At 72.7% G+C, this 21,012-nt stretch carries 23 protein-coding genes and 1 tRNA gene; 6 read left to right on the forward strand and 18 right to left on the reverse strand.

All coding sequences use genetic code 11. The annotated features are described in order from the left end of the window. Positions 1-6: 6 nt before the first annotated feature. The 4 genes from ACFV46_RS24820 to ACFV46_RS24835 form a co-directional block, all read right to left on the reverse strand. Positions 7-456 (reverse strand): copper chaperone PCu(A)C, encoded by a 450-nt coding sequence (locus tag ACFV46_RS24820; protein WP_385499730.1) that lies wholly within the window; start codon positions 454-456, stop codon positions 7-9. Continuing rightward, positions 453-1,109 (reverse strand): SCO family protein, encoded by a 657-nt coding sequence (locus tag ACFV46_RS24825; RefSeq protein ID WP_385499731.1) that lies wholly within the window; start codon positions 1,107-1,109, stop codon positions 453-455. The genes ACFV46_RS24820 and ACFV46_RS24825 overlap by 4 nt, the downstream gene beginning before the upstream one ends. A gap of 93 nt (positions 1,110-1,202) precedes the next feature. Beyond that, positions 1,203-1,937, reverse strand: coding sequence for a YcnI family protein (locus ACFV46_RS24830; RefSeq protein WP_361928317.1), 735 nt, complete (start codon positions 1,935-1,937; stop codon positions 1,203-1,205). A gap of 216 nt (positions 1,938-2,153) precedes the next feature. Beyond that, positions 2,154-3,020, reverse strand: coding sequence for a hypothetical protein (locus tag ACFV46_RS24835; RefSeq protein ID WP_385499734.1), 867 nt, complete (start codon positions 3,018-3,020; stop codon positions 2,154-2,156). 222 nt (positions 3,021-3,242) lie between these two features. Here ACFV46_RS24835 and ACFV46_RS24840 point away from each other — a divergent pair, with 222 nt between their 5' ends. Then, positions 3,243-3,692, forward strand: a complete 450-nt coding sequence (locus ACFV46_RS24840) for an ATP-binding protein (protein ID WP_361928322.1) — start codon at positions 3,243-3,245, stop codon at positions 3,690-3,692. 9 nt (positions 3,693-3,701) lie between these two features. On the opposite strand, the gene ACFV46_RS24845 is transcribed toward ACFV46_RS24840, so the two are convergent. From ACFV46_RS24845 to ACFV46_RS24860, 4 genes are all read right to left on the reverse strand, one after another. Further along, on the reverse strand, positions 3,702-4,937 hold the full coding sequence (locus ACFV46_RS24845; RefSeq protein ID WP_385499735.1) for an MFS transporter: 1,236 nt from the start codon (positions 4,935-4,937) through the stop codon (positions 3,702-3,704). 54 nt (positions 4,938-4,991) lie between these two features. Continuing rightward, positions 4,992-6,338: a PLP-dependent aminotransferase family protein gene (locus tag ACFV46_RS24850; protein WP_385499736.1), complete on the reverse strand. Its 1,347-nt coding sequence runs from the start codon at positions 6,336-6,338 to the stop codon at positions 4,992-4,994. Between the two features lie 80 nt (positions 6,339-6,418). Then, positions 6,419-7,876 (reverse strand): aminopeptidase P family protein, encoded by a 1,458-nt coding sequence (locus tag ACFV46_RS24855; protein ID WP_385499737.1) that lies wholly within the window; start codon positions 7,874-7,876, stop codon positions 6,419-6,421. Positions 7,877-8,021: 145 nt separating this feature from the next. Beyond that, positions 8,022-9,533 carry a PP2C family protein-serine/threonine phosphatase gene (locus ACFV46_RS24860; RefSeq protein ID WP_385499784.1) on the reverse strand — a complete coding sequence of 504 codons (1,512 nt, stop codon included), beginning with the start codon at positions 9,531-9,533 and terminating at the stop codon, positions 8,022-8,024. Positions 9,534-10,035: 502 nt separating this feature from the next. On the opposite strand from ACFV46_RS24860, the gene ACFV46_RS24865 reads away from it, so the two are divergent. Both ACFV46_RS24865 and ACFV46_RS24870 read left to right on the forward strand, forming a co-directional pair. Next, complete coding sequence (locus ACFV46_RS24865; RefSeq protein WP_151784872.1) at positions 10,036-10,695, forward strand: bifunctional DNA primase/polymerase; 660 nt, start codon at positions 10,036-10,038, stop codon at positions 10,693-10,695. A 55-nt stretch (positions 10,696-10,750) separates the two neighbouring features. Beyond that, on the forward strand, positions 10,751-11,401 hold the full coding sequence (locus ACFV46_RS24870; protein WP_385499739.1) for a hypothetical protein: 651 nt from the start codon (positions 10,751-10,753) through the stop codon (positions 11,399-11,401). Between the two features lie 242 nt (positions 11,402-11,643). On the opposite strand, the gene ACFV46_RS24875 is transcribed toward ACFV46_RS24870, so the two are convergent. The 3 genes from ACFV46_RS24875 to ACFV46_RS24885 all read right to left on the reverse strand — a co-directional run bounded on the left by ACFV46_RS24875 (position 11,644) and on the right by ACFV46_RS24885 (position 14,416). After that, on the reverse strand, positions 11,644-12,609 hold the full coding sequence (locus ACFV46_RS24875; protein ID WP_385499740.1) for a DUF5926 family protein: 966 nt from the start codon (positions 12,607-12,609) through the stop codon (positions 11,644-11,646). A 173-nt stretch (positions 12,610-12,782) separates the two neighbouring features. Then, positions 12,783-13,421 (reverse strand): ATP-binding protein, encoded by a 639-nt coding sequence (locus ACFV46_RS24880; RefSeq protein ID WP_361928339.1) that lies wholly within the window; start codon positions 13,419-13,421, stop codon positions 12,783-12,785. Between the two features lie 167 nt (positions 13,422-13,588). Then, positions 13,589-14,416 carry a glycerophosphodiester phosphodiesterase gene (locus ACFV46_RS24885; protein WP_361928342.1) on the reverse strand — a complete coding sequence of 276 codons (828 nt, stop codon included), beginning with the start codon at positions 14,414-14,416 and terminating at the stop codon, positions 13,589-13,591. Between the two features lie 268 nt (positions 14,417-14,684). On the opposite strand from ACFV46_RS24885, the gene ACFV46_RS24890 reads away from it, so the two are divergent. The 3 genes from ACFV46_RS24890 (at position 14,685) to ACFV46_RS24900 (ending at position 16,934) form a co-directional block, all read left to right on the forward strand. Next, positions 14,685-16,151: a trypsin-like peptidase domain-containing protein gene (locus tag ACFV46_RS24890; protein WP_361928345.1), complete on the forward strand. Its 1,467-nt coding sequence runs from the start codon at positions 14,685-14,687 to the stop codon at positions 16,149-16,151. A gap of 60 nt (positions 16,152-16,211) precedes the next feature. Beyond that, positions 16,212-16,298 (forward strand) — tRNA-Ser (locus ACFV46_RS24895). Positions 16,299-16,595: 297 nt separating this feature from the next. Then, the gene (locus tag ACFV46_RS24900) at positions 16,596-16,934 is read left to right on the forward strand and encodes a cyclic-phosphate processing receiver domain-containing protein (RefSeq protein ID WP_361928347.1); all 339 of its coding nucleotides are present in this window, start codon (positions 16,596-16,598) and stop codon (positions 16,932-16,934) included. 112 nt (positions 16,935-17,046) lie between these two features. Here the strand turns inward: ACFV46_RS24900 and ACFV46_RS24905 are convergent, their stop codons facing one another. The 7 genes from ACFV46_RS24905 to ACFV46_RS24935 form a co-directional block, all read right to left on the reverse strand. After that, positions 17,047-17,436: a hypothetical protein gene (locus ACFV46_RS24905; protein WP_361928350.1), complete on the reverse strand. Its 390-nt coding sequence runs from the start codon at positions 17,434-17,436 to the stop codon at positions 17,047-17,049. A gap of 33 nt (positions 17,437-17,469) precedes the next feature. Next, positions 17,470-17,655 carry a hypothetical protein gene (locus tag ACFV46_RS24910; RefSeq protein ID WP_385499742.1) on the reverse strand — a complete coding sequence of 62 codons (186 nt, stop codon included), beginning with the start codon at positions 17,653-17,655 and terminating at the stop codon, positions 17,470-17,472. 135 nt (positions 17,656-17,790) lie between these two features. Continuing rightward, a complete protein-coding gene (locus ACFV46_RS24915; RefSeq protein WP_385499743.1) occupies positions 17,791-18,042 on the reverse strand; it encodes a hypothetical protein in 252 nt (83 codons plus the stop codon). A 200-nt stretch (positions 18,043-18,242) separates the two neighbouring features. Further along, a complete protein-coding gene (locus tag ACFV46_RS24920; protein WP_385499744.1) occupies positions 18,243-18,590 on the reverse strand; it encodes a MerR family transcriptional regulator in 348 nt (115 codons plus the stop codon). A 23-nt stretch (positions 18,591-18,613) separates the two neighbouring features. Next, the gene (locus tag ACFV46_RS24925; protein WP_385499746.1) at positions 18,614-19,555 is read right to left on the reverse strand and encodes an aldo/keto reductase; all 942 of its coding nucleotides are present in this window, start codon (positions 19,553-19,555) and stop codon (positions 18,614-18,616) included. A 54-nt stretch (positions 19,556-19,609) separates the two neighbouring features. Continuing rightward, positions 19,610-20,041 carry a hypothetical protein gene (locus ACFV46_RS24930; protein WP_385499748.1) on the reverse strand — a complete coding sequence of 144 codons (432 nt, stop codon included), beginning with the start codon at positions 20,039-20,041 and terminating at the stop codon, positions 19,610-19,612. A 70-nt stretch (positions 20,042-20,111) separates the two neighbouring features. Continuing rightward, positions 20,112-20,984, reverse strand: a complete 873-nt coding sequence (locus ACFV46_RS24935) for a bifunctional DNA primase/polymerase (RefSeq protein WP_385499749.1) — start codon at positions 20,982-20,984, stop codon at positions 20,112-20,114. Positions 20,985-21,012 lie beyond the last annotated feature (28 nt).

Here is a 21,012-nt window from a genome sequence, read left to right on the forward strand (position 1 = left end):
TCTCCCTCAGTGTCCGGTCTTCGGGCTGTACGTCGCGGACTTCACCGGGATCTCGACCGTGACGGTGCCCGACTCCGCGAAGTGGAGCTTCACCGTCACCTTCTCGCCCTGCCGCGGCTTCCGCTTCAGCTTTTCGAACATCAGATGGTTGGCGCCGCTGCGGAACACGAGGGTGCCGTGTGCGGGGACCGTGAGGTCCTTCGCCTCCCGCATCGCCGAGTCGACCGTCTCGTGGGCGGTCACCTCACCGATGTCGCTGGTCACGGAGGTCAGTTCGTCCTCCGTACCGCCCGCGTTGGTCACCGTCAGAAAGCCCGCCGCCATGGAGTCGGACACCGGCTGCGGCATGTAGGCGCCGCTGACGGACAGGTCGGCCGCCGAGTCGTCGTCGGAGGCGCAGCCCGCGAGGAGCAGCGCCCCGGCGAGGAGCGTGACGGGTGCGACGCGTCGGCTCACGGCCGGGCCCCCTTGATGAGCGCGGGGAGGTCCTTGGTGTAGTCGTCCACGGTGGCGTCCTCGGTGTAGAGGACGTACCCGGCGTCGGTCTTCGGGGAGAACGCGACGACCTGGGTGCCGTGGGTGGAGACGACCTTGCCGTTCTTGTCCTTGTGCGGCGCCTCGATGGTGATGCCGAGGGTGCGGGCGCCGGCCTGGACGGTGTCGAAGTCCCCGGTCAGGCCCACGACCTGGGGGTCGATGCCCTTGAGCCACGTGCCGAGCGCGGCGGCGGTGTCCCGCTCCGGGTCGGTCGTGACGAAGACGATCCGCAGCGCGTCCTGCTGGGCCTTGGGCAGCTGCTTCTTGGCCACGGCGATGTTGCTCATCGTGGTCGGGCAGACGTCGGGGCAGTTGGTGTAGCCGAAGTAGATCAGCGTCGGCCTGCCCGCCGTCTCCTTGCGCAGGTCGTACTTCTCGCCGTGGGTGTCGGTGAGGACCAGGTCGGGCTTCTCGAACGGCTTGTCGAGGACGATGGCGGCCTTGTCGGAGCCGGTCTCCTCGGAGACCACGGTCACCGGCGAGGCGTCGTCGCCGTCACCGCCGCCGCACGCGGTCAGGGTCAGGGTGGCGGCGGCGAGCAGGGCCGCCGCCGCGAAGGTCTTCTTACGCATGTGCAGTCTCCCGGGGGACGCCCCCGGCCCCCGTCCGGCGTGTGGGCCGGACGGGAAGCCGGGGACGACCCGAGGTATGGGGTTCGGGACGGGTCAGGCGGCGGTGCGCCGACGGCCGGCGAGCACGCCGTAGGCCACGCCCAGCGCGCCGACGACGATGCCGACCACGCCCAGGACGCGGGCGGTGGTGTCGCTGCTGTCGGCGGGCTCGGCGGCGGACGTCTTCGCGGAGGCGGCCTCGGCGTCGCCGGAGCCCTTGTCGGCGGAGGCGGAGCCGTGGTGACCGCCCTCCTCGGCAGCGGACAGCTGGAGCACGGGCGCCGGGTTCTCGGGCTCCTCCTGGCCCTCCTGCGGCACCTCGATCCAGCGGACGACCTCCTTGTTGGAGTACGTCTGCACCGCCTTGAAGACGAGCTGGTCGGTGTCCTCGGGGAGGGTGCCGACGGACAGCGGGAACTTCTGGAAGAAGCCGGGCTCGACGCCCTTGCCGTCCGCGGTCCAGGTGACCTTGCTGACGGCCTCGGTGATCTTCTTGCCGTGCAGCTCCAGCGGCTTGTCCAGGGTGGACTTGGTGACCTCGGCCTTCCAGCCGGGCACCGGCTGCGGCATCACGGACGCCAGCGGGTGGTCGGTCGGGAAGGTGACCTCGAGCTTGGTGGTCGAGGCGTTGTCGCGCTCGTTGGGCACCTTGAAGTCGACGACCGCGTAGCCGCCCTTGGCGGCTTCGCCCTCCGGCTGCACGCTGACATGGGCGAACGCGGGCGCGGACAGGACGAGGACGGCGGTGCCGGCGAGGGTGCCGGCGGCGGCGAGACGAGAGGCCTTCATTCGGAGCACTCCACTGTGGGTGAGATACGGGATTTCCGGTGGTGAAGAGGAGTACGCGTGCGCGGAGGTGCCTGATCACGGGTGATCGGCGGGAAAACCGGTCACCGTGACCGGCGTGCCGGACCGCCCCTCGGTCGGGGCGGGCGCACGCGCGCGTGCCGCACGACGGCGGCCTCTTCACCCCCCCCCGATGGGTGGAGTGGTGGTCGCGTCGTGTCAGGCGGCGAGGCAGAGCGCGGCGGCGGCCGGCGGGCCGCGCCTGATCACGGTGTGCTGGAGCGCGACGGTGCGCGGGGCGGGGAGGGCGTGTCCCTCGGCCCGCGGAGGGCGCGGGCCCGCCTCGGGCGCGCCGGGCAGCCCGGCCCGCAGGGCGCGCACCAGCGCGAGCGCCCCGCGCAGGGAACGCACGAGCGCGCCCTCGGCGACCGCGTGCGCGGACAGCGCGGACATCTCGGCGAGCCGCAGCACCGCCAGGTCCCCGCGCCGCAGCAGCCACCCGGCGACGAGCGCCGCGAGCAGGTGGCCGAGCAGCATCGGCAGGGACGGCAGCAGCGACACGGACGTCGTGTCCACGGCCGAGGCCAGGGCGTCCGCGTGGACGTGCGCGGCGTGCGTCCCGGTCCCCGGGGCGACCCGGGCGTCGGTGAGGATCCGCTCGGCCTGGACCGGACTGATCGCCGCGGCGGCGGTCCCGCAGACGAGCCGCGCCGCCTGCTGGACGAGCGCCGCGTCGGACACCGGACCGGAGGAGCCGGAGGAGCCGGAGGAGCCGGAGGCCGCGGAGGACGCCCCGGCCGTCACCACCCCGTGCTGTCCGAGCCCGAACAACGTGTGCAGGACGGTCTGTCCGCCGGCGAGCAGCGCGGCCGTGCCGGGCAGCGAGCGCACCCGGCCGGTGAGCGGCACCGTGACGAGGAGGACCCCCAGGAACCCGGCGCCCAGCGTCCACAGCGGGACCGAGGCGCACGAGCCGAGCGTGTGCCCGACTCCGGCCAGCACGACGCAGACCGCGGCGAAGACCGCGGCCCGCGGTACCCGGAGATCGCTTCCGGCGCGCGCTGTGCGCGGGTGGGGGGCAGACATGGCGGGCTCATCATCGCACTGGCCCCACGGCCGCCATACGGCAGGTCCGCAAGATGACTTACGGCCGGAAGATCACGTTCTGGTGTGGCCCGCCACCACATACACCGATTCATGCATAGGCGCATCGACCATATGGGCGGCGTCACGTCACGGATGTGCTTACGGCCGGTCACTCGCGGCAATACGTATCGGTATGTCGAGCCGCGGCCAGGAGGCTGGAGCATGAGCATCTGGTGGTCACTCCATCTGCGGCGCGATGCCGCGAGCGTGCCGCTCGCCCGGCGCCTGCTCATGGGCACCATGGAGACCGCGGGGGTGGACCCGGACGTCTCCTACGACCTCTCCGTCGCCCTCAGCGAGGCCTGCGCGAACGCCGTCGAGCACGGCGGCGCCACCGCCCCCGACGGCTCGCCCCAGGCGTACCGCGTCACGGCCTACCTCGACGGCGAGCGGTGTCACATCGAGGTCGCCGACTCCGGCCCCGGCTTCACCCCACCACGCCGCGCCACCCGCCAGGTCGCCTCCGACGCCGAGCACGGCCGGGGCCTGTGCCTCATCGAGGAACTCGCGGACCACGTCCACTTCGGCAGCCCGACGGGCCGCAGCGGTGCCGTGGTCAGCTTCGAGAAGATCCTCAAGTGGAAGAAGGACCCGGCGCTCGTGGCCGTCTGAGCCACCCGGTCACGCCGCCGGCACGACCACCCGCTCCCCCGCCCGGCCCTCCTCCCGCCGCCCCAGGGCGTGCCGGGTCGCCGGGCCCATCGCGTAGGACGCCGCCAGCATCACCGCGCCCAGCGTCAGCCAGCCCGGTGTCCCCCAGTCGACGAGCAGCGACGTCAGCAGGAGCGGGCCGAGGGTCCGGGCGACGGTGACGCCGGTGCCGAACAGGCCCTGGTACTCCCCGGTGCGCCCCTGCGGGGCCAGGTCGAACGACAGCTGCCAGGACCCCGCCGACTGCCCCATCTCGGCGACCACCTGGAGCATCGCGCCCAGCACCAGCACGCCGACGCCCAGCCACAGCGGGGCCCCCGCGCTCGGGGCGAACGCCCCGCACGCGGCGAGCATCACCCAGCCGGCCCGGCGGATCGCCCGCGTCGCCGTCGCCGGTCCCGTGACGCCGCGCGCCACCCGCACCTGGAACGCCATCACAGCACCGGTGTTGAGCACGAACAGCGCGGAGACCATCCAGGCGGGGGCGTCGGTCCGCCGCGTGATCCACAGCGGCAGGACGAGACTGAGCAGCGGAAGCCGCAGCAGCAGCACGGTGTTGAGCAGCGCCAGCACCGCGTAGGGACGGTCCCGCAGCACCCCGAGTCCTCCGGTCCGCCGCGCGGCCCCGGCCCGGACGGCGGGCAGGCGCAGCAGCAGCCCGGCGCACAGCAGGAAGCTCAGCCCGTCCAGCGTGAACACCGCCAGGTACGCCGTCCGCGTCCCGGCGTGCAGCGCGAGCCCGCCGAGCCCGGCCCCCACCGCCAGACCGGCGTTCAGCGTCGACTGCAGATGCGCCAGCAGCCCCGTGCGCTCCCCGGCGGACACCAGCCCCGCGAGCAGCGCCTGACGGGCCGCCGCGAGGCCGGACTGCGCGGCGGCGTACACGCAGGCGACCAGGACGAACGGCACGAAGCCGCGCACCACCGTGAAGGACGCCACGGCCAGCCCGGTCGCCAGGGCCAGCAGCACCGCCGTCCCGCGCGGCCCGCGCCGGTCGGCGAGGCGCCCCAGCGGCACCCCGGCCAGCGAGCCGACCGCCCAGCCGACCGTCAGCCCGAGGCCCACGCGGGCGGGGCCGAGCCCCACGATCTGGGTGAAGTAGAGCGCGGACGTCGTGTAGTAGGCGCCGTCGCCGACCGAGTTGCTCAACTGGGCCAGGGCGAGGACGCGGCGGGGACCGGCGGGCGGGAGAAGTCGCGTGGTCATACGACGACCGTAGAGAGGCGGTGGGCCTGCAACGAGGCCCAATCCAGCGGCCTTTCAGGGGTCCAATCCGGCCTCGTCAAGGACCTGCGCCAGCACCTCCAGCGCTCCCCGGTACGCGCCCTCCCGGGGCGTGCCGTACCCCACGACCAGCCCCTGCGGCCTGCCCGTGTCCGGCGTGTGCCAGTGGTCGCCCAGCCGTCCCACCGCGAGCCCGTGCGCCCGCGCCCGCCCCAGCACGCGCTCCTCGTCGTCGACCTCCACGAGCGCGTGCAGCCCGGCCGCGATCCCCCGCACCCGTGCGCGCGCCCCCAGCCGGTCCAGGAGCTGGTCCCGGCGCCGCCGGTAGCGCAGCCGGCAGGACCGCACGTGCCGGTCGTAGGCGTGACTGTCGATCAGCTCGGCGAGTGCCAACTGCCCGAGGGACTCGGTGTGGTGGTCGCTGTGCAGCTTGACGTCGGCCACGGCGTCCACAAGGTGCGATGGCAGCACCATCCAGCCGAGCCGCAGCGCGGGCCCGAGCGTCTTCGACGCGGTCCCCAGATACGCCACCTGCCCCGGCGCCATGCCCTGGAGGGCGCCGACCGGCTGCCGGTCGTAGCGGAACTCCCCGTCGTAGTCGTCCTCCACGATCAGGGCGCCCCGCGCGCGGGCCCACTCGGTGAGCGCCCGCCGCCGCTCCGGGTGGAGCGTCACCCCTGTCGGGTACTGGTGGGCGGGCGTCACGACGACGGCCGCGCAGTCCCCGGCGGTGCGGGCGCCCCGCCCGTCGACCTCCAGCGGCACCACGGCACCCCCGTGCCGCCGTACGACCTCCCGGTGGAACGGCAGACCGGGGTCCTCCATGGCGACCGGGCCGCCGTCGAGCACCCGCGTGAGCAGCGCCAGCCCCTGCACGTACCCGGAGGTGATCACGATGCGCTCCGGGGGAGCGACCACCCCACGGGCCCGGCCCAGATAGCCCGACAGCGCGGTCCGCAGCTCGATCCGCCCCCGCGGGTCGCCGTAGTCGTAGGCGGGGGAGGGCGCCCTCGTGACCGCCGAGCGCAGCGCCCGCAGCCAGGCCGCCGCAGGGAACGTCCCGACGTCCGGGCTGCCGGGGCGCAGATCGAAGCGCGGCGCACGCGCGGGCTCCCGCGCCCCGGGCTGCCCCGCCTCGACGGGCGGCAGCGCGGCGACCCGGGTGCCCGACCCCTGGCGGGCGGTCAGGAACCCCTCCGCGACGAGCTGGTCGTAGGCGGCCTTCACGGTGTTCCGTGAGACGCCGAGCTCCCCGGCGAGCTGCCGGGTGGCGGGCAGCCGCTCCCCGGGCGCGAGCCGCCCGTCCCGTACGGCGTCCCGCAGGGCGCGCTCCAGGCCGGCCCGGCGCCCCTCGCCCGCGGCGACCGCGAGATGCAGGTCCACCCCCACCCCCCAGCAGAAGCGATGACGGCCGGGCGCCCCTCGGGGCACCCGGCCGTCCTCCGTCCGTCAGCCGCCGGACCTCAGCCCTTCAGCGCGGCCATCCAGCTCTCGACCTCGTCCGAGCGGCGCGGCAGCCCGGCGCTCAGGTTCCGGTTGCCGTCGGCGGTGACGAGGATGTCGTCCTCGATCCGCACGCCGATCCCGCGGTACTCCTCCGGCACGGTCAGGTCGTCGGCCTGGAAGTACAGACCCGGCTCGACGGTCAGCACCATGCCGGGCTCCAGCGTGCCGTCGACGTACGACTCCACGCGCGCGGCGGCGCAGTCGTGGACGTCCATGCCGAGCATGTGCCCGGTGCCGTGCAGCGTCCAGCGGCGCTGGAGACCCAGCTCCAGGACCCGCTCGACCGGACCCTCGACGAGCCCCCACTCGACGAGCCGCTCGGTGAGCACCCGCTGCGCGGCGTCGTGGAAGTCGCGGTACTTCGCGCCCGGCTTCACGGCCGCGATACCGGCCTCCTGCGCGTCGTACACCGCGTCGTAGATCTTCTTCTGGATCTCGGTGTACGTGCCGTCGATCGGCAGCGTCCGCGTGACGTCGGCGGTGTAGTACGTGTGCGTCTCGACACCGGCGTCCAGCAGCAGCAGGTCGCCGGAGCGGACGGGGCCGTCGTTGCGCACCCAGTGCAGGGTGCAGGCGTGCGGGCCGGCGGCGCAGATGGAGCCGTAGCCGACGTCGTTGCCCTCGACACGCGCGCGGAGGAAGAACGTGCCCTCGATGTAGCGCTCGGAGGTCGCCTCGGCCTTGTCGAGGACCTTCACGACGTCCTCGAAGCCGCGCACGGTCGAGTCGACGGCCTTCTGCAGCTCGCCGATCTCGAAGTCGTCCTTGAGGAGGCGCGCCTCGGACAGGAAGACCCGCAGCTCCTCGTCGCGCTCGGCGGTGACCTTGTCGGTCAGCGCGGCCTCGATGCCGGCGTCGTACCCGCGCACGACCCGGACCGGGCCGGTGGCCTCGCGCAGCGTGTCCGCCAGCTCGCGGACGTCGGAGGCGGGGATGCCGTACAGCTTCTCCGCCTCGGTGAGGGAGTGGCGCCGGCCGACCCACAGCTCGCCCTGGCCGGAGAGCCAGAACTCGCCGTTCTCCCGGTCGGAGCGCGGCAGCAGGTAGATCGTGGCGTCGTGGCCGCCGGCCACGGGCTCGAGGACGAGCACGCCGTCCTCGGTCTGGTTGCCGGTGAGGTACGCGTACTCGACGGAGGCCCGGAAGGGGTACTCGGTGTCGTTGGAGCGCGTCTTCAGGTTGCCCGCCGGGATCACCAGGCGCTCGCCCGGGAAGCGGGCGGACAGCGCCGCGCGGCGGGCGGCGGTCTCGGCGGCCTGCGGGATGGGCCGCAGGTCGTGCAGCTCCGTGTCGGCCCAGCCGGACTTCATGTTCTCGGCGAGCTCGTCGGACACGCCCGGGTACAGGCCGTTCTTGCGCTGCTTGATCGGCTCTTCCGTCTCTTCCGGGGTCTCCGGGGTGAGCTCGTCGGCCACGGTCATCCTCCTCGATACGGCATTCGACCCCGTCCATCGTACGGTCGCGCCCGCCCGTGCCGGGGGTGCGGGACGAGCCGTCCGCCGCTGCTATGGCGCAGGCCACGCGCCTGTTATGGGACGGTCACCGAGGGCCCGCGGGGCGTCACGCGAAGCGAGCGGCCAGCAGGACGACGTCCTCGTCGCTGTCGGTGCCGTCCAGTCCCTCGGGCAGCACGGTCCGCAGCACGTGGTCGGCGACCGCCTCCGGGTCCTGCCGCAGCGCCCGGGGCACCCCGGCGGCCGCCGAGTGCAGCCGCGCGAAGGCCCGGTCGGTGGGGTCGCCGGTGCGGTGCAGCAGCCCGTCGGTGTAGAGCAGCACCGTCTCGCCGGCCTCCACGGTCAGCTCCACGCTGGGCGCCTCCCAGCAGGCCAGCATCCCGAGCGGCGCGGACACCGACGTCTCCACGTACTCGGTGCGCCGGTCCCCGATCAGCAGCGGCGGGCTGTGGCCCGCGCCGGCCAGCGTGATCTTGCGCAGGGCGGGCTCGCAGTACGCGAACAGCGCGGTCGCGGACCGGGCCGGCTCGGTGAGCCGCAGCAGCAGCTCCAGGTCGGACAGGACCGCCACCGGGTCCTCGCCCTCCATCACGGCGTACGCCCGCAGGCTGGCCCGGAGCCGGCCCATGGCGGCGACGGCGCTCGGCCCCGACCCGGTCACCGAGCCGACCGCGAGGCCCAGCGCGGCGTCCGGCAGCGGCAGCGCGTCGTACCAGTCGCCGCCGCCGCGCGGCCCCGTGCCGTGCCGCACGGCGAGCTGCACACCGGCCGTGCGGGGCAGCCGGGCGGGCAGCAGCTCCTCGGTCATGGTCCGCATGGCCGCGCGGGTGCGCTCGACCTCGACGAGCCGGGCCAGGTGCGCGGCCGCGGACCGGGTGTAGAGGCCGACGAGGTGGCGCTGGCGCTCGGCCGGTTCGGCGGGCTCGTCGTACAGCCAGACGGCGGCGCCGAGGCGCCCGGCGCCGTCGGTGGACAGCGGCAGGGCGTAGCTGGCGGCGTAGCCGAGGCGGGCGGCGACCTCGCGGTGGCGCGGGTCCAGTCCGTCCTCGGCGAGCAGGTCGGGCTCGGTGATCTCGCCGTCGCCGCCGGGCAGCCCGTCGAGGATCCGTCCGTACGACATCGCGCTGCGCGGCACGGTCTCGATGTGCCCGAGGTCGGCGCGGGCGAGGCCCAGGCCGATGGTGGTGTCGGGTCCCTGTCCGTCGCCCGGTTCCAGGACGACGAGACCGCGCCGGGCGCCCACGAGGGCGGACCCGGCGCGCAGCAGTTCCTGGAGGGCTTCGTCGAGCGAGTCGGTGCGGACCAGGCGCTCGGTGAGTTCGTGCAGGGTCGTCAGGTCCGACACCCAGCCGGCGAGACGGTCCTGGAGCAGGGCGCCCGGCGGGTGCGGTGAGGCGACCGCCGGGGCGTCCGGGGCTGCGGGCGTGGGCGCGACAGTGTGTGCGGGTGAGGGAACCGTTGAATCGATTCCGGCCACTTTCGGAGGGTGAGGGGCGTTCATGGCGTCCGGCTTTCCGACCGGTGCGTACTGCTCAAAAGCATCGCAAACCCCCATGTCATTCTGCGCCGCCAGCAGTGTCTCCACATGTACACGCACTCGTGAGGGGATGTCCAGCATTGTCCTGCGGGGATTCCTGGTGTCCATGGGCTGCGTGAGCATTCCGCGTACACCTCTTGCGTCAAGGCGAAGTTGGCTTGAAACTGCCTCAGGGAACGGGGTATTGCGGTCGACTGGTTTCGCTCCACGGAGCGTCACAGCGGTCGTTATGGGTACGTACTCGGTGAAGACCAGGGGTGGTTGACGACCACCCGGAACCTGGTGACGGAGCCGAGCGTCCTAGCCACCGACGATCGTGCCCCATCCTCCCGTGGCGGAGGCGAAGAGAAATACGCGCGACGCAAAACGCCAGACTTCGCCACCCCACGCCATGCCCATGCTTCTGGTAGACGCAGTATGGACGAGGCCGCCACGGATGCAGTCCACGTTCGGCCCATAGGGGTGTCCCTTGCCCGGAGCAGGGGTGTGATGCGCCAACAGGTACGCACAGTGAAGTGATCGACACATGGTGTGATGTGGTCCTCGGTGTTGCCAGCGGTGCAACGGAAAGGAACGAGCGCTCATGCGCGAGATCCTCGGAAGGCGACGCAGGCTCCTGCGCGGTGACGGGAAGTCTGAGCTGATCAGCGCGGCCCTGACCTTCGCGACGCAATGGCGATGGCCCGTGCTCCCGGGCGTGACGGCACCCCCGCAGGGGCGGGGCCGCTGCGGATGTCCCGACCCCGAGTGCACGGTGCCCGGAGCCCATCCCTTCGACCCCGGCCTCCTCGCGGCCACCACCGACGAGCGCATGGTGCGCTGGTGGTGGGCCAACCGGCCGACGGCCCCGATCATCCTCGCCACGGGCGGCACGGCACCCTGCGCGGTCAGCCTCCCCGCCCTGCCGGCCGCCCACGCCCTGGCCGCGCTCGACCGGATGGGCATGCGCCTCGGCCCGGTCGTCGCCTCGCCGGCCCGCTGGTCGATCCTGGTGAAGCCCTACTCGATGGAACAGCTCGGCGAGCTGCTGTACGCCAAGGACTTCGTCCCCGGCTCGCTGCGCTTCCACGGCGAGGGCGGCTATCTCGCCCTGCCGCCCTCCGAAACGGGGCTGGGGCCGATCAGCTGGCAGCGCGCCCCGCTGCCCGGCTCCGCCTCGCCGTGGGTGCCGGACGTGGAGGCCGTGGTCGACGCGGTGGTCGAGGCCCTCACTCGTACGGGTGTGAGCGCGCCCGAGTTGTAGGGCTGTCCGGCGCGCGCGGACCGCGCGCGGGCCCCGGATCGTTAGATTCCGCCCTATGCCGCGTCATTCCAGGGGAAAAAGGGCACCGTCGTCACATCGTCGCGGGCCCCACCAGCGAAGAGTCCGTCTGATCGCCCTCGCGTCCGTCGCGGCGGCCGCGATCGCCCTGCCACTGGCCTGGGCGGCCGCCGGCCAGGTCGTCGAGGCCGGCCGGTCCACGGCCGACGCCCCCGCGAAGGACGCCCCGGCGCGCCCCTCGCGCGACGGCGCCGCAGACCCGTCCCCCCGCGCCGACGCGAAGGCGCCGTCGGTCGCGCCGTCCGGCCTGCTCGGGCTCGGCATCGCCACGGCCGTGCGCTGCGGACCCGAACTCACCTCGCCCGAGGGCGTCGAGGCGCAGACCTGTGTCCTCACGCAGGGCGAGGAGGCCTGGGCGCGCACCTACTACCGCAACGCCACGGGCGGCGCCCTGGACTCCGTGCTGAGCCTGATGGGGCCGGAGGGGCGCACGATCCGGATGCGCTGTGCGGTGGGCGCCGGGGACGACCCGGGGACCTGCGAGACGCCCCGTCAGCGCACCCGCGCGGGAGCCGACGGCTACACGGCGGTCACCGAGTTCGCGGAACGGGCCGGACGCCAGGCGCTGTTGCTGCGTTCCGCCAGCAACTCCGCTCCCGCGTCCGCGGGGTCGACCACGGGCGGTTGACACATGGCGGCGTTCCGTAAAGGGCCGCGCACATGGAAAGACCCGGTTGCTGGCGACGGGGGATGCACCAGCAACCGGGCTACTCGAACGGTAACAAGAAGTCGGCGGTTCGCAAATTCGATCCGGGCTTTCCAGTCACGGATTCCCTTGCTCCGCAGGGGAGTTGTGATCGGATTCACCCCGCGCGGGCGGGCGCGTCCCGCTGAACCGCCGTTCAGCCGGGGCGGGCCCGCCCCCTCTCGTCAGCTGAGGGTGACCTGCCGGTTGGTCAGCCCGCCGCGCGCGCGGCGCTCGTCCGGTGTCAGCGGGGTGTCGGTGGCCAGGGCGTCGGCCAGCCGCTCGGCGAACTCGGCCGCCGGCTTCTCCACGTCCTCGGCGCCGACACCGCTTGGCAGGTCCCAGACGGGCACGGTCAGGCCGTGAGCACGGAAGGAGCCCACCAGGCGGGTGCCCTCGCCGAGGCTCGACGCGCCCGCCGCGTGCAGCCGCGCGAGCGCGTCCAGAAGCTGCTCCTCGGGGTGCGGCATGACCCAGCGCAGGTGGTTCTTCTCCGGGGTCTCGCACCAGTAGGCGGAGTCCACGCCGGTCAGCTTCACGGTCGGGATGGCCGCGGCGTTGGCGCGCTCCAGGGAGGCGGTCACCTCGGCGGTGGCGTTCTCCGCGTCGGGGACCCAGAACTCGAAGCCCGGGTGCACAACTGGCTCGAACGCGCCTTCGGGGTCGAGCAGGTCCTGCAGCCGAGGGCCGTCGGCCGGGGCGCGGCGGCCCTGGACCGGCGTGCCCGGCTGGGCCGCGAGGGCCTGCTGCAGGGTGTCGGCGAGGTCGCGGCTGATGTCGCCGGAGGCCGTGTCGTTCTGCAGGCCGAGGAGGACCGAGCCGTCGTCGCGGCGCAGCGCCGGCCAGGCCATCGGGAGCACCGTGGCCAGGGTGACGGACGGGACGCCCTCGGGGAGGCCGCCCTTCAGGGTCAGCTCCGCCGTGGCGGCGGGCACCAGCTCACGCAGGGCGACCCAGTCGCACTCGCCCGGCAGCCCCTCGAACGGGCGCTGCACCAGCTCGGTCACCGCCTGCGCGGCGGCCCGGCCGTGACACGCCTTGTAGCGGCGGCCGCTTCCGCAGGGGCAGGGCTCGCGTGCGCCGACGACCGGGACCTCTCCGTCGGCGATCTGCGGGCGCTTGGCCTTGGTCTGGGGTCGCTTCTTGGCCATCGTGGGTGTCTCCCGGTTACGGCTCGTCTGGTACGGGCGCGAGCCTAGCCGTTTCCGCCATGGTCGACGGGAGCCTGTGGACGGAGCACATGGGCGTGCCGGGAGGAGCGGCGGTCCGGGGAGGCGCGCGTGCCGGGCGGAGTCGCGGTCCGGGGCCGTGGGCCGACGGCCCGTCAGTCCAGGTCGTCGAAGGCGTCCGTGAAGTCCAGGCCGGGGAGGGCGCTGACCGCCGGGGCGATGACGCGCGTAGCGAAGTCGTCGCGCCGGTGCCCGGCGTGCGCCGCGCGTACGTCGTCGTGGACGACCACCCAGACCGTGACCTCGCCCAGCACGTCGTCGCGTACGCCCCAGTCGTCGGACAGGGCGCTGATGATGTTCAGCCCGCGGCCGCCGTGCGCGGTGACCGAGGGTGTCGCCGGGGCGGGGCGGGTGGGTCCGCCGCCGTCCGTCACCTCCACGGTGAGCCTGCCGCCGCTGTCCACCCGCCAGGCCGCGCGGACGTCGCCGTCCCCCGCCAGGGAGTCGCCGAGCGGCCGGCCGTGTTTGCACGCGTTGCTCAAGAGCTCGGACAGAATCAGTACGGCGTCGTCGATGACCGATTCCGGGACCCCGCCGCTGCGCAGCTGCGCCCGCATGCGGTGCCTCGCCTTCCCCACGCCCGCAGGACCATGGGGTACGGCCATGCTCGACGACGTGGGCACCTCCTGTGCCACCACCAACGCCACCCCCGAGACCTCCTTCGCCCCACGCCACGGAGTGGATGCCCTCTTGGCCTGGACCGGAAACCGGCCAAACAAGGTCCGGTGACGCATTCGCACGACCGAACACGCAGCGAACGCGCCGGAGCACTCCCTGTCACCGGGATGGCTGAAATCCGACGGTGTGGCTGAGAGTGGAGGATGAGGCCCCCGGGACCACCGGGTCAAGAGGTCGTACGGGGATGAGGTCGTACGGGGATTGCGGCGCACCCGCCGGGGCTTCAGCGTCCGAGCTGGTCCAGCACCGCGCGCGGGCGGTTGGTGATGATGCCGTCGACGCCCAGCCGCACGCAGAGATCCACGTCCTCGGGCTCGTTCACCGTCCACACGTGCACCTGGTGGCCGGCCGCCTTCAGACGCCGTACGTACGCGGGGTGGCTGCGCACGATCCGGATCGAGGGACCGGCGATGTGCACGCCCGCGGGCAGCCGCCCGTCCCGCAGCCGGGGCGAGACGAACTGCATCAGATAGACGGTCGGCAGGGTCGGCGATGCGGCGCGCACACGGTGCAGCGAACGCGCCGAGAAGCTCATGACGCGTACCGGCGACTCGGCCGGCGCGGCCGGAGCGTCCAGTCCGAACCGTTTCAGCAGATGCAGCAGGCGCTCCTCGACCTGGCCCGCCCAGCGGGTGGGGTGCTTGGTCTCGATCGCCAGCTCCACCCGGCGTCCCGCGTCGGCGACGAGCTCCAGCAGCCGCTCCAGGGTGAGGACGGAGGTGTCCTCCGGGTCCTCGGGCCGGACCTCCCAGTCCGGCTCCTCCGCGCGGTTCTTCCAGGAGTCGCGGTTCCTGCGGGAGCCGAAGTCCAGGGCGGCCAGCTCGGCGAGCTCCAGGGCGGAGACCGCGCCGCGGCCGTTGGAGGTGCGGTTGACGCGGCGGTCGTGGACGCAGACGAGATGGCCGTCGGCGGTGAGGCGGACGTCGCACTCGAGGGCGTCGGCGCCGTCCTCGATCGCCTTGCGGTACGCGGCCAGGGTGTGTTCGGGGGCGTCCTCGGAGGCTCCGCGGTGGGCGACGACCTGGATCTGGTGCTGCCGTGCGTGGGTCACCGCGTCATGGTGCCACCGTGCGGGGGTACGCGTCCGACCGCGGTGGTCGCGCAAAGGCTGGGATTGAGCCCGTTTAGTGAGAAATGACCTATATAAAGAGTGGCCGTGGACCCACAGGTACCGCTTATGGTGCTCTGACGGCCGTTGGGAAAAGCTGACCGCATACACATAGGCGTGCAAGCTGAGCGCACCGACCGCCGAGGATCGAGCGTGACGGGCGTGCCCGCGTGCGACCGAAGACACCAGCCGTGGATCGAGGAGAGAAGCTGTGAGCACCGAGAACGAGGGCGCCGCGGTACCCCCGGCCCCGTCCGCACCCCCCGTACCGGTGGACGCTCCCGCTGCTCCGGCCTCCCAGGAGCACCCCGCTCCCGAGAGCGCGACGGCGCCGCTCCCGCCGGTGCCGGCCGGCAGCCCGTACGCCGCCGACGCCCAGGCACACGGCGGTGGCGACGGCTTCCACACCCCCGCTGCACCCGCCGCCTCCTCGGGCTCCGCCCCGGACGCCTCCTGGCCGCCCCCGCCCTCGGGCACGTCCCCCACGTCCCCGTACGGCGACGGCACCGGCGGCGGCATGGGCGCCGGTGGCTGGGGCAGCACCTACCAACAGCCCGCGCCCCGTTCGGGCCGCGGCGGGATGCTCGCCGCGATCCTCATCGCCGCGCTGGTCGCGGGCGGTCTGGGCGGCGGCCTCGGCTACACCCTGGCCAAGAACGACGACAACACCTCCTCCACGACCGTCTCCGCCCCCGACAGCGGCGGCTCGGTCAAGCGCGACCCGGGCACCGTCGCGGGTGTGGCCGCCAAGGCGCTGCCCAGCACCGTCACGATCCAGGCGGAGAGCAGCAGCGGCGAGGGCGGCACCGGCACCGGGTTCGTCTTCGACACCGAGGGCCACATCGTCACCAACAACCACGTCGTGGCCGACGCGGTGGACGGTGGCAAGCTCACGGCGACCTTCCCGAGCGGCAAGAAGTACGACGCCGAGGTCGTCGGGCACGCGCAGGGCTACGACGTCGCGGTGATCAAGCTCAAGAGCGCCCCGTCCGACCTCAAGCCGCTCACGCTGGGCGACTCCGACAAGGTGGCCGTCGGCGACTCGACGATCGCCATCGGCGCGCCCTTCGGCCTGTCGGACACGGTCACCACCGGCATCATCAGCGCCAAGAACCGCCCGGTGGCCTCCAGCGACGGCACCGGCAGCAACGCCTCGTACATGAGCGCCCTGCAGACCGACGCGTCGATCAACCCGGGCAACTCCGGCGGCCCGCTGCTGGACGCGCAGGGCAACGTCATCGGCATCAACTCGGCGATCCAGTCCACCGCCAACGGCATGGGCGGCACCGCCCAGTCCGGCTCCATCGGCCTCGGCTTCGCGATCCCGATCAACCAGGCCAAGTACGTCGCCCAGCAGCTGATCAAGACGGGCAAGCCGGTGTACGCCAAGATCGGGGCCTCCGTCTCCCTGGAGGACACCAGCGACGGCGCCAAGATCACCGACCAGGGCGCCGGCGGCTCGGACGCGGTCGATCCGGGCGGCCCCGCCGCCAAGGCCGGCCTCAAGCCCGGCGACGTCATCACCAAGCTCGACGGCACGGTGATCGACTCCGGCCCCACTCTGATCGGCGAGATCTGGACCCACAAGCCCGGCGACAAGGTGACGATCACCTACGAACGGGACGGCCGCACCCGCACGGTCGACCTGACCCTCGGCGCCCGCTCCGGCGACAGCTGACCTGCCGCCCGGGCCCCACGGTACGCTGTACCCGCTCCGCCCCGGGCGGGCCGGAGCACTGGTGGGTTGCCCGAGCGGCCTAAGGGAACGGTCTTGAAAACCGTCGTGGCGGCGACGTCACCGTGGGTTCAAATCCCACACCCACCGCGGGTGAACGGCCCCTGACCAGGAACATCGGTCGGGGGCCTTCACCTTGCGTGGTGCCCGTTGATGACCGTGGTCCCCCGTGAGTTCCCGGTCGACCGGGCACGGATGCGGCACAGGCTTCAGTCACGCTGAAACAACAAGAAGCTGCCTGGGGTGCCGGCGCACTGCTCCAGCAACCTTGCGAGATCGTCCAAGGCGGCGAGCTGACGCTCATCGGTGCACCGTGCGTCCGGCTACCGTCCACCACCCTCTGGCCCCCGTGGTCCGGCCAGTTCCGGCAGTGGTGATGATGGTCGGATGAAGGAAGCTTCGCGTGTCCCGGCGCCGGTCATCCTCGGCATAGACGATCTTCGGCTACTGCCGTGGACCACGCGGATCGCACGCAGCAGCCGCGAAGGTGTCGAGCTCCTGCAGGAGTACCGCGACAGCCTGATCGATGAACTCTGGCTCGACCATGATCTCGGCGGCGACGACAGCATCCTGCCCGTGGTGACTCTCCTGGAGGAAGCCGCTTTCAGCGGGCGGCCCTTCCGGATCGGCACGGTCTACGTGCACAGCGCCAACCCCATCGGCGCTGAGACCGTCGTCCGGTCGCTCACGCGCTGGAACTACCGGGCCCGGCGGGCGACGGTCTAGGAAACCGTCGTGGCGGCGACAAGCACCAGGGTCGAACTCCACGCCCACCGCACGTGAACGGCCCCGACCAGGTCGCTGGTCGGGGCTGTTCGTATGCCCGCGCGGTCGGCTGCTACCAGCCCGTCATCACTGCGCCGAGTGGCAGCGGTGCGGCCAGCAGCACCAGTGCCTTGACTCGCAGGGGTTCACGCTCGCCCCTCATGGTCGCGCGGCAGACCACGAACGCCGCGACGATGCCCAGCGGGAACAGGATCGGGACGCTTTCCGACAGTGGGCCGCGGGTCCCGCCCACATATGCCGCCAGATACGACCCCGCGAGGCCGGCCAACACGGTGAAGAACACCTTGCCGGCGCTGAACCACTCACGCTCCATCAGTTCGGCGAGCTCACCGAAGCGGGCTCCAGCGCGGTGACGGCGCGCTGCGGCGAAGGCGAAGGAGACCAGCAGGACCGTTCCGGCTGCGAAGAACCCCCAGCGCAGGACGCTTGCTGCGATGTCCATGATCAGGGCACCTCCCATTCGTCCACTGACTCGTCACCAGCAGTTCTTGATGACACCGTCGATGCCGAGAATCTCCGCAGCGATGCCGCCGAGGCCGGAACCGGCCTCCTCGAAGACCTCCATGATTCCCTTCTTGAAGGTCTTGCCCGCCTTCTTCTTGGAGCGGATCTTGGCGACGACCTTCTTGATGCCCCCGAGCTTGTCGATCGCCTTCTTCATCTTGTAGATCTTGGCGACAGCGAAGATGTTGGACCCGATGGCGAGCAGGATTCCGCGCGCACAACCGCCCGCGTTGAAGGACCGCTTTCCGCTGGTCTCGGCTATGCGCTCGTTCAGCCACTGCTTGGTGGCGTCCTAGCCCTGGGCCAGCACCTCGTCCGGGATCTCTGTGAAGAGGCTCAGCGCCTCCTCGATACCGGCCAGGACCTCGTCCTCCGTGCCGATGCCGTCCAGCGAGGAGAGGACGACGGACGACGCCGCGGCCTCGGGTCGCGGCTGGTTCTGGGCGGCGTGAGCGGCGCCGGTCGTGACGAAGACGGCGGTAGCAGCGATTCCGGCCACGATCATGGATCGGCGTCGGAGCGGAGCGCCGGTCTGCGAGCTCATGAAAGCAGACATGCTGAGGTTCCCCCTCTGTTCATGTGATAGGCGTTCACATTCCGCGCACCACCGTGATTGCCCTGGTCAGGGGCCGAGTTGGGCGCGGAAGCATGGTGATCATCGCCAAGCACGGCGACGGTTATCAACAGAGCTGAGGATCATCTGAGGTAGTCGGCGCGGGCGTTCGATTCCGTACCGGCCGGCGCTCAGCTGAAGTAGGCGATCTTGTCGTCGAGGACGCCGATGGCCCGGCGCAGGGCGTCCACGCGTTGTTCCAGGGCGGCGCGGCGGTCGCGGAGGAAGGCGACGCGGTGGTGCGGGGGGTGGTCGGCGCGGAGCATGGCGACGAACTCGCGCAGATCCGCGATGCCGAGGCCCGCTTCGCGGAAGCAGGTGACCATGCCGATCCAGAACAGGTCGTCCTCGGTGTACTCCCGGTGCCCGCCGGCGGAGCGGCGGATCGGTCCGATGAGTCCTTCGCGCTCGTAGTACCGCAGGGTGTCGAGGGAGACGCCGGTGCGTTCGGCGGCCGTCGCCGGGCTGACGGTGGTCATGGGGGCCGGCTCCTCGGGAAGTGTCACCGGGCTTCGGTGAATCGGGTCATGTGCGCCTCGGTGAGGCGTACGTGGCGGGCCGTGAGCGCCTCCTCGAGTTGTTCCACCCGGCTCACGCCGACGATCGGGTCGATGCCCTGCCTCATCAGCCATGCGAGGACGACCTGGTTGCGTGTGGCCGTGAGCTCCTCGGCGATCTCGTCCAGTACGGCCAGCACCCGGGCGGTGCCGGGGTGATCGTAGGCCGTCGGCAGCGGCTTGTCGGGGCGGACGTAGGAACCCCACATCAGCGCGCTGTACGCCCACACGGCGAGCCCTTCGGAGCGGGCGAGGTCCAGGTCCTCGGGGGCGAGCAGGCGGTGGCCGGCCTCCGGGAGCGGGGTGAGGGGACGCGGCTGGACGAGGGAGTGGCGCAGTTGCAGGGCCGTGTACGGCTCCACGCGCTGCTCACGCGCCAGGGACCGGGCGCGTTCGACCCGCCAGGCGGCGTGGTTCGCCGCCCCGACCCGAAGGGCCACCCCCTTCGCGACGAGCTCGCCGAACGCGCCGACCGTCTCCTCCAGCGGTACGGCGCGGTCCTCGGCGTGCGCCCACAGCAGGTCGACGTGGTCGACGCCCAGCCGTCCCAGGCTCTCCTCCACACCGGCGTGGACGGCCCGCGCGGACAGCCCCTCGGCGCTCTGCGGCCAGGAGTGCGGGACGAGCGGGTTCTGCCGGACCTTCGTCGCGATCCGCACCGTGTCGCGCGCGCCCGGGCGGGCCCGCAGCCATGCCCCGATCACCCGCTCGCTGGCCCCGCCGGCACCGCTGGGGTCGTTCCAGAAGGAGTAGCAGTTCGCCGTGTCCAGCCAGACACCACCGCCGGCGACGAAGGAGTCGAGGATCGCGAAGGCCCGGTCGGCGTCCACGCGCGTGCCGAAGTCCATGGTGCCCAGAACGAGTTGAGGGCTGTTGGTCGTCGTCATGCGACTCATGCTGGTATCTGGAGCGCGCTCCAGGTCAAGAGCGTTCCTTCCCGCCTACAGCTCGTGGTCCTCCGCCAGCCCTTCCCAGTCGATCCTCCGCAGCGATTCCTCCGCGTCCTCGCCGGACGGCACCCGGGTCGTGGGCTGGAACCAGACGACCGTGAGGGACGAGCGGTGCAGGGCCGGGTCGTGGGTGGGGTCGAGGGCCGTCGAGCGGAAGGAGCCGACGCAGGCCACGGGCGGCAGGATCTCGACCGGGCCGAAGTGGCCCGCCGGCTGGTCGGGGCGGTCCAGGTCCGGTGGGACCAGGTGGACCGGCGAGGACGGGTGGGTGTGCCGGGCGCTGCTCAGGAGACCGTGGACCGTCATGTCGTTGACGAGCTTGCAGGGGTAGCCCTCCAGCATGCCCCCGTACGTCGACGTCAGCCGGAGTTCGGCGAGGTCGAGGGAGCGGCCGGACGTGAGGAGCACACGGGTCAGGGACATGGCGGCACTGTAGGGCGGGGGTGCGGGCCGGGTCGCCCGGGTTTTCCAGCCGTCCCTCCCGGTGACGGTGTCAGGGGTGGTGGCCCGTCAGGCGCGCCGCCGAGGCCAGCGTGGCGCGGGCCTCCCGTTCGGTGAGGCCGGTGTCGAGGGCCGCCTCGACGAGGGGTTCGACCAGGGCGGGCCCGATGCCGTCCTCGTAGGCCCGGCAGGCGGCCCAGAAGAGGCGGGTGTTGCGCTGGCCCTCGTGGGCGGCCAGCACGAACTGGACGAGGCCCTGCCCGTGGCCGCCGGCCGACGCGGGCGTGGGGTGGTGCGTGCGCGGTGGCGGGAGCAGCAGGCGCAGCAGCGCGCGCGGGCAGGGCGCCGGGCCGATGTGGGCGGTGCCGGGGGCGGTGCGGTAGACGCCGTGCTCGGTGCGGGAGCCGGGGCCGACCAGGTAGCCGCCGGCGCCGCGGATGTCGATGCCGGGCGCGAGCCGCCCCGCGGAGTTCGGCACGACCACGTCCGGCGGGCCCGTCAGCCATAGGTGCCGGCCGCCGCTCGGCGTCAGGACGACGACGGTCGGCGGGATGGTGAACAGGTGCCGCAGTGCCAGTTCGCGCAGGGCCGCCGAGGAGTCCGCGTCGGACTTGACGTCCAGGTCGACGCCGATCAGCTGGTGCGGCGGCAGTCCGCAGGCGATGCCGTAGCCGGTGGCCCAGGGGGCGGCGGCGAAGAGTTCGCGGATGCGGGCGGGGTCGGTGGAGGCGTCGTAGACACCGTGGCCGGGGCGGCCGCACTCGCCGTGGCAGGGCGTGGGCGTGGGCGTGGGGTCGTCGCGGTGCGGGGAGCGCAGGGCCGGGAGCTTCGTCCGGGACAGGGGGATGACGGCCAGTCCGCGTTCGGCGGCTGACAGGGCGTGTGCGAGGGCCAGCGTCGTGGCCTGCCGGTCGGTGGTGGCCATGCCTCTATGTTCGTACGAGTGTTCGAAA

The sequence above is a fragment of the Streptomyces sp. NPDC059852 genome (genome assembly GCF_042731455.1).
Taxonomy (GTDB): Bacteria; Actinomycetota; Actinomycetes; order Streptomycetales; family Streptomycetaceae; genus Streptomyces.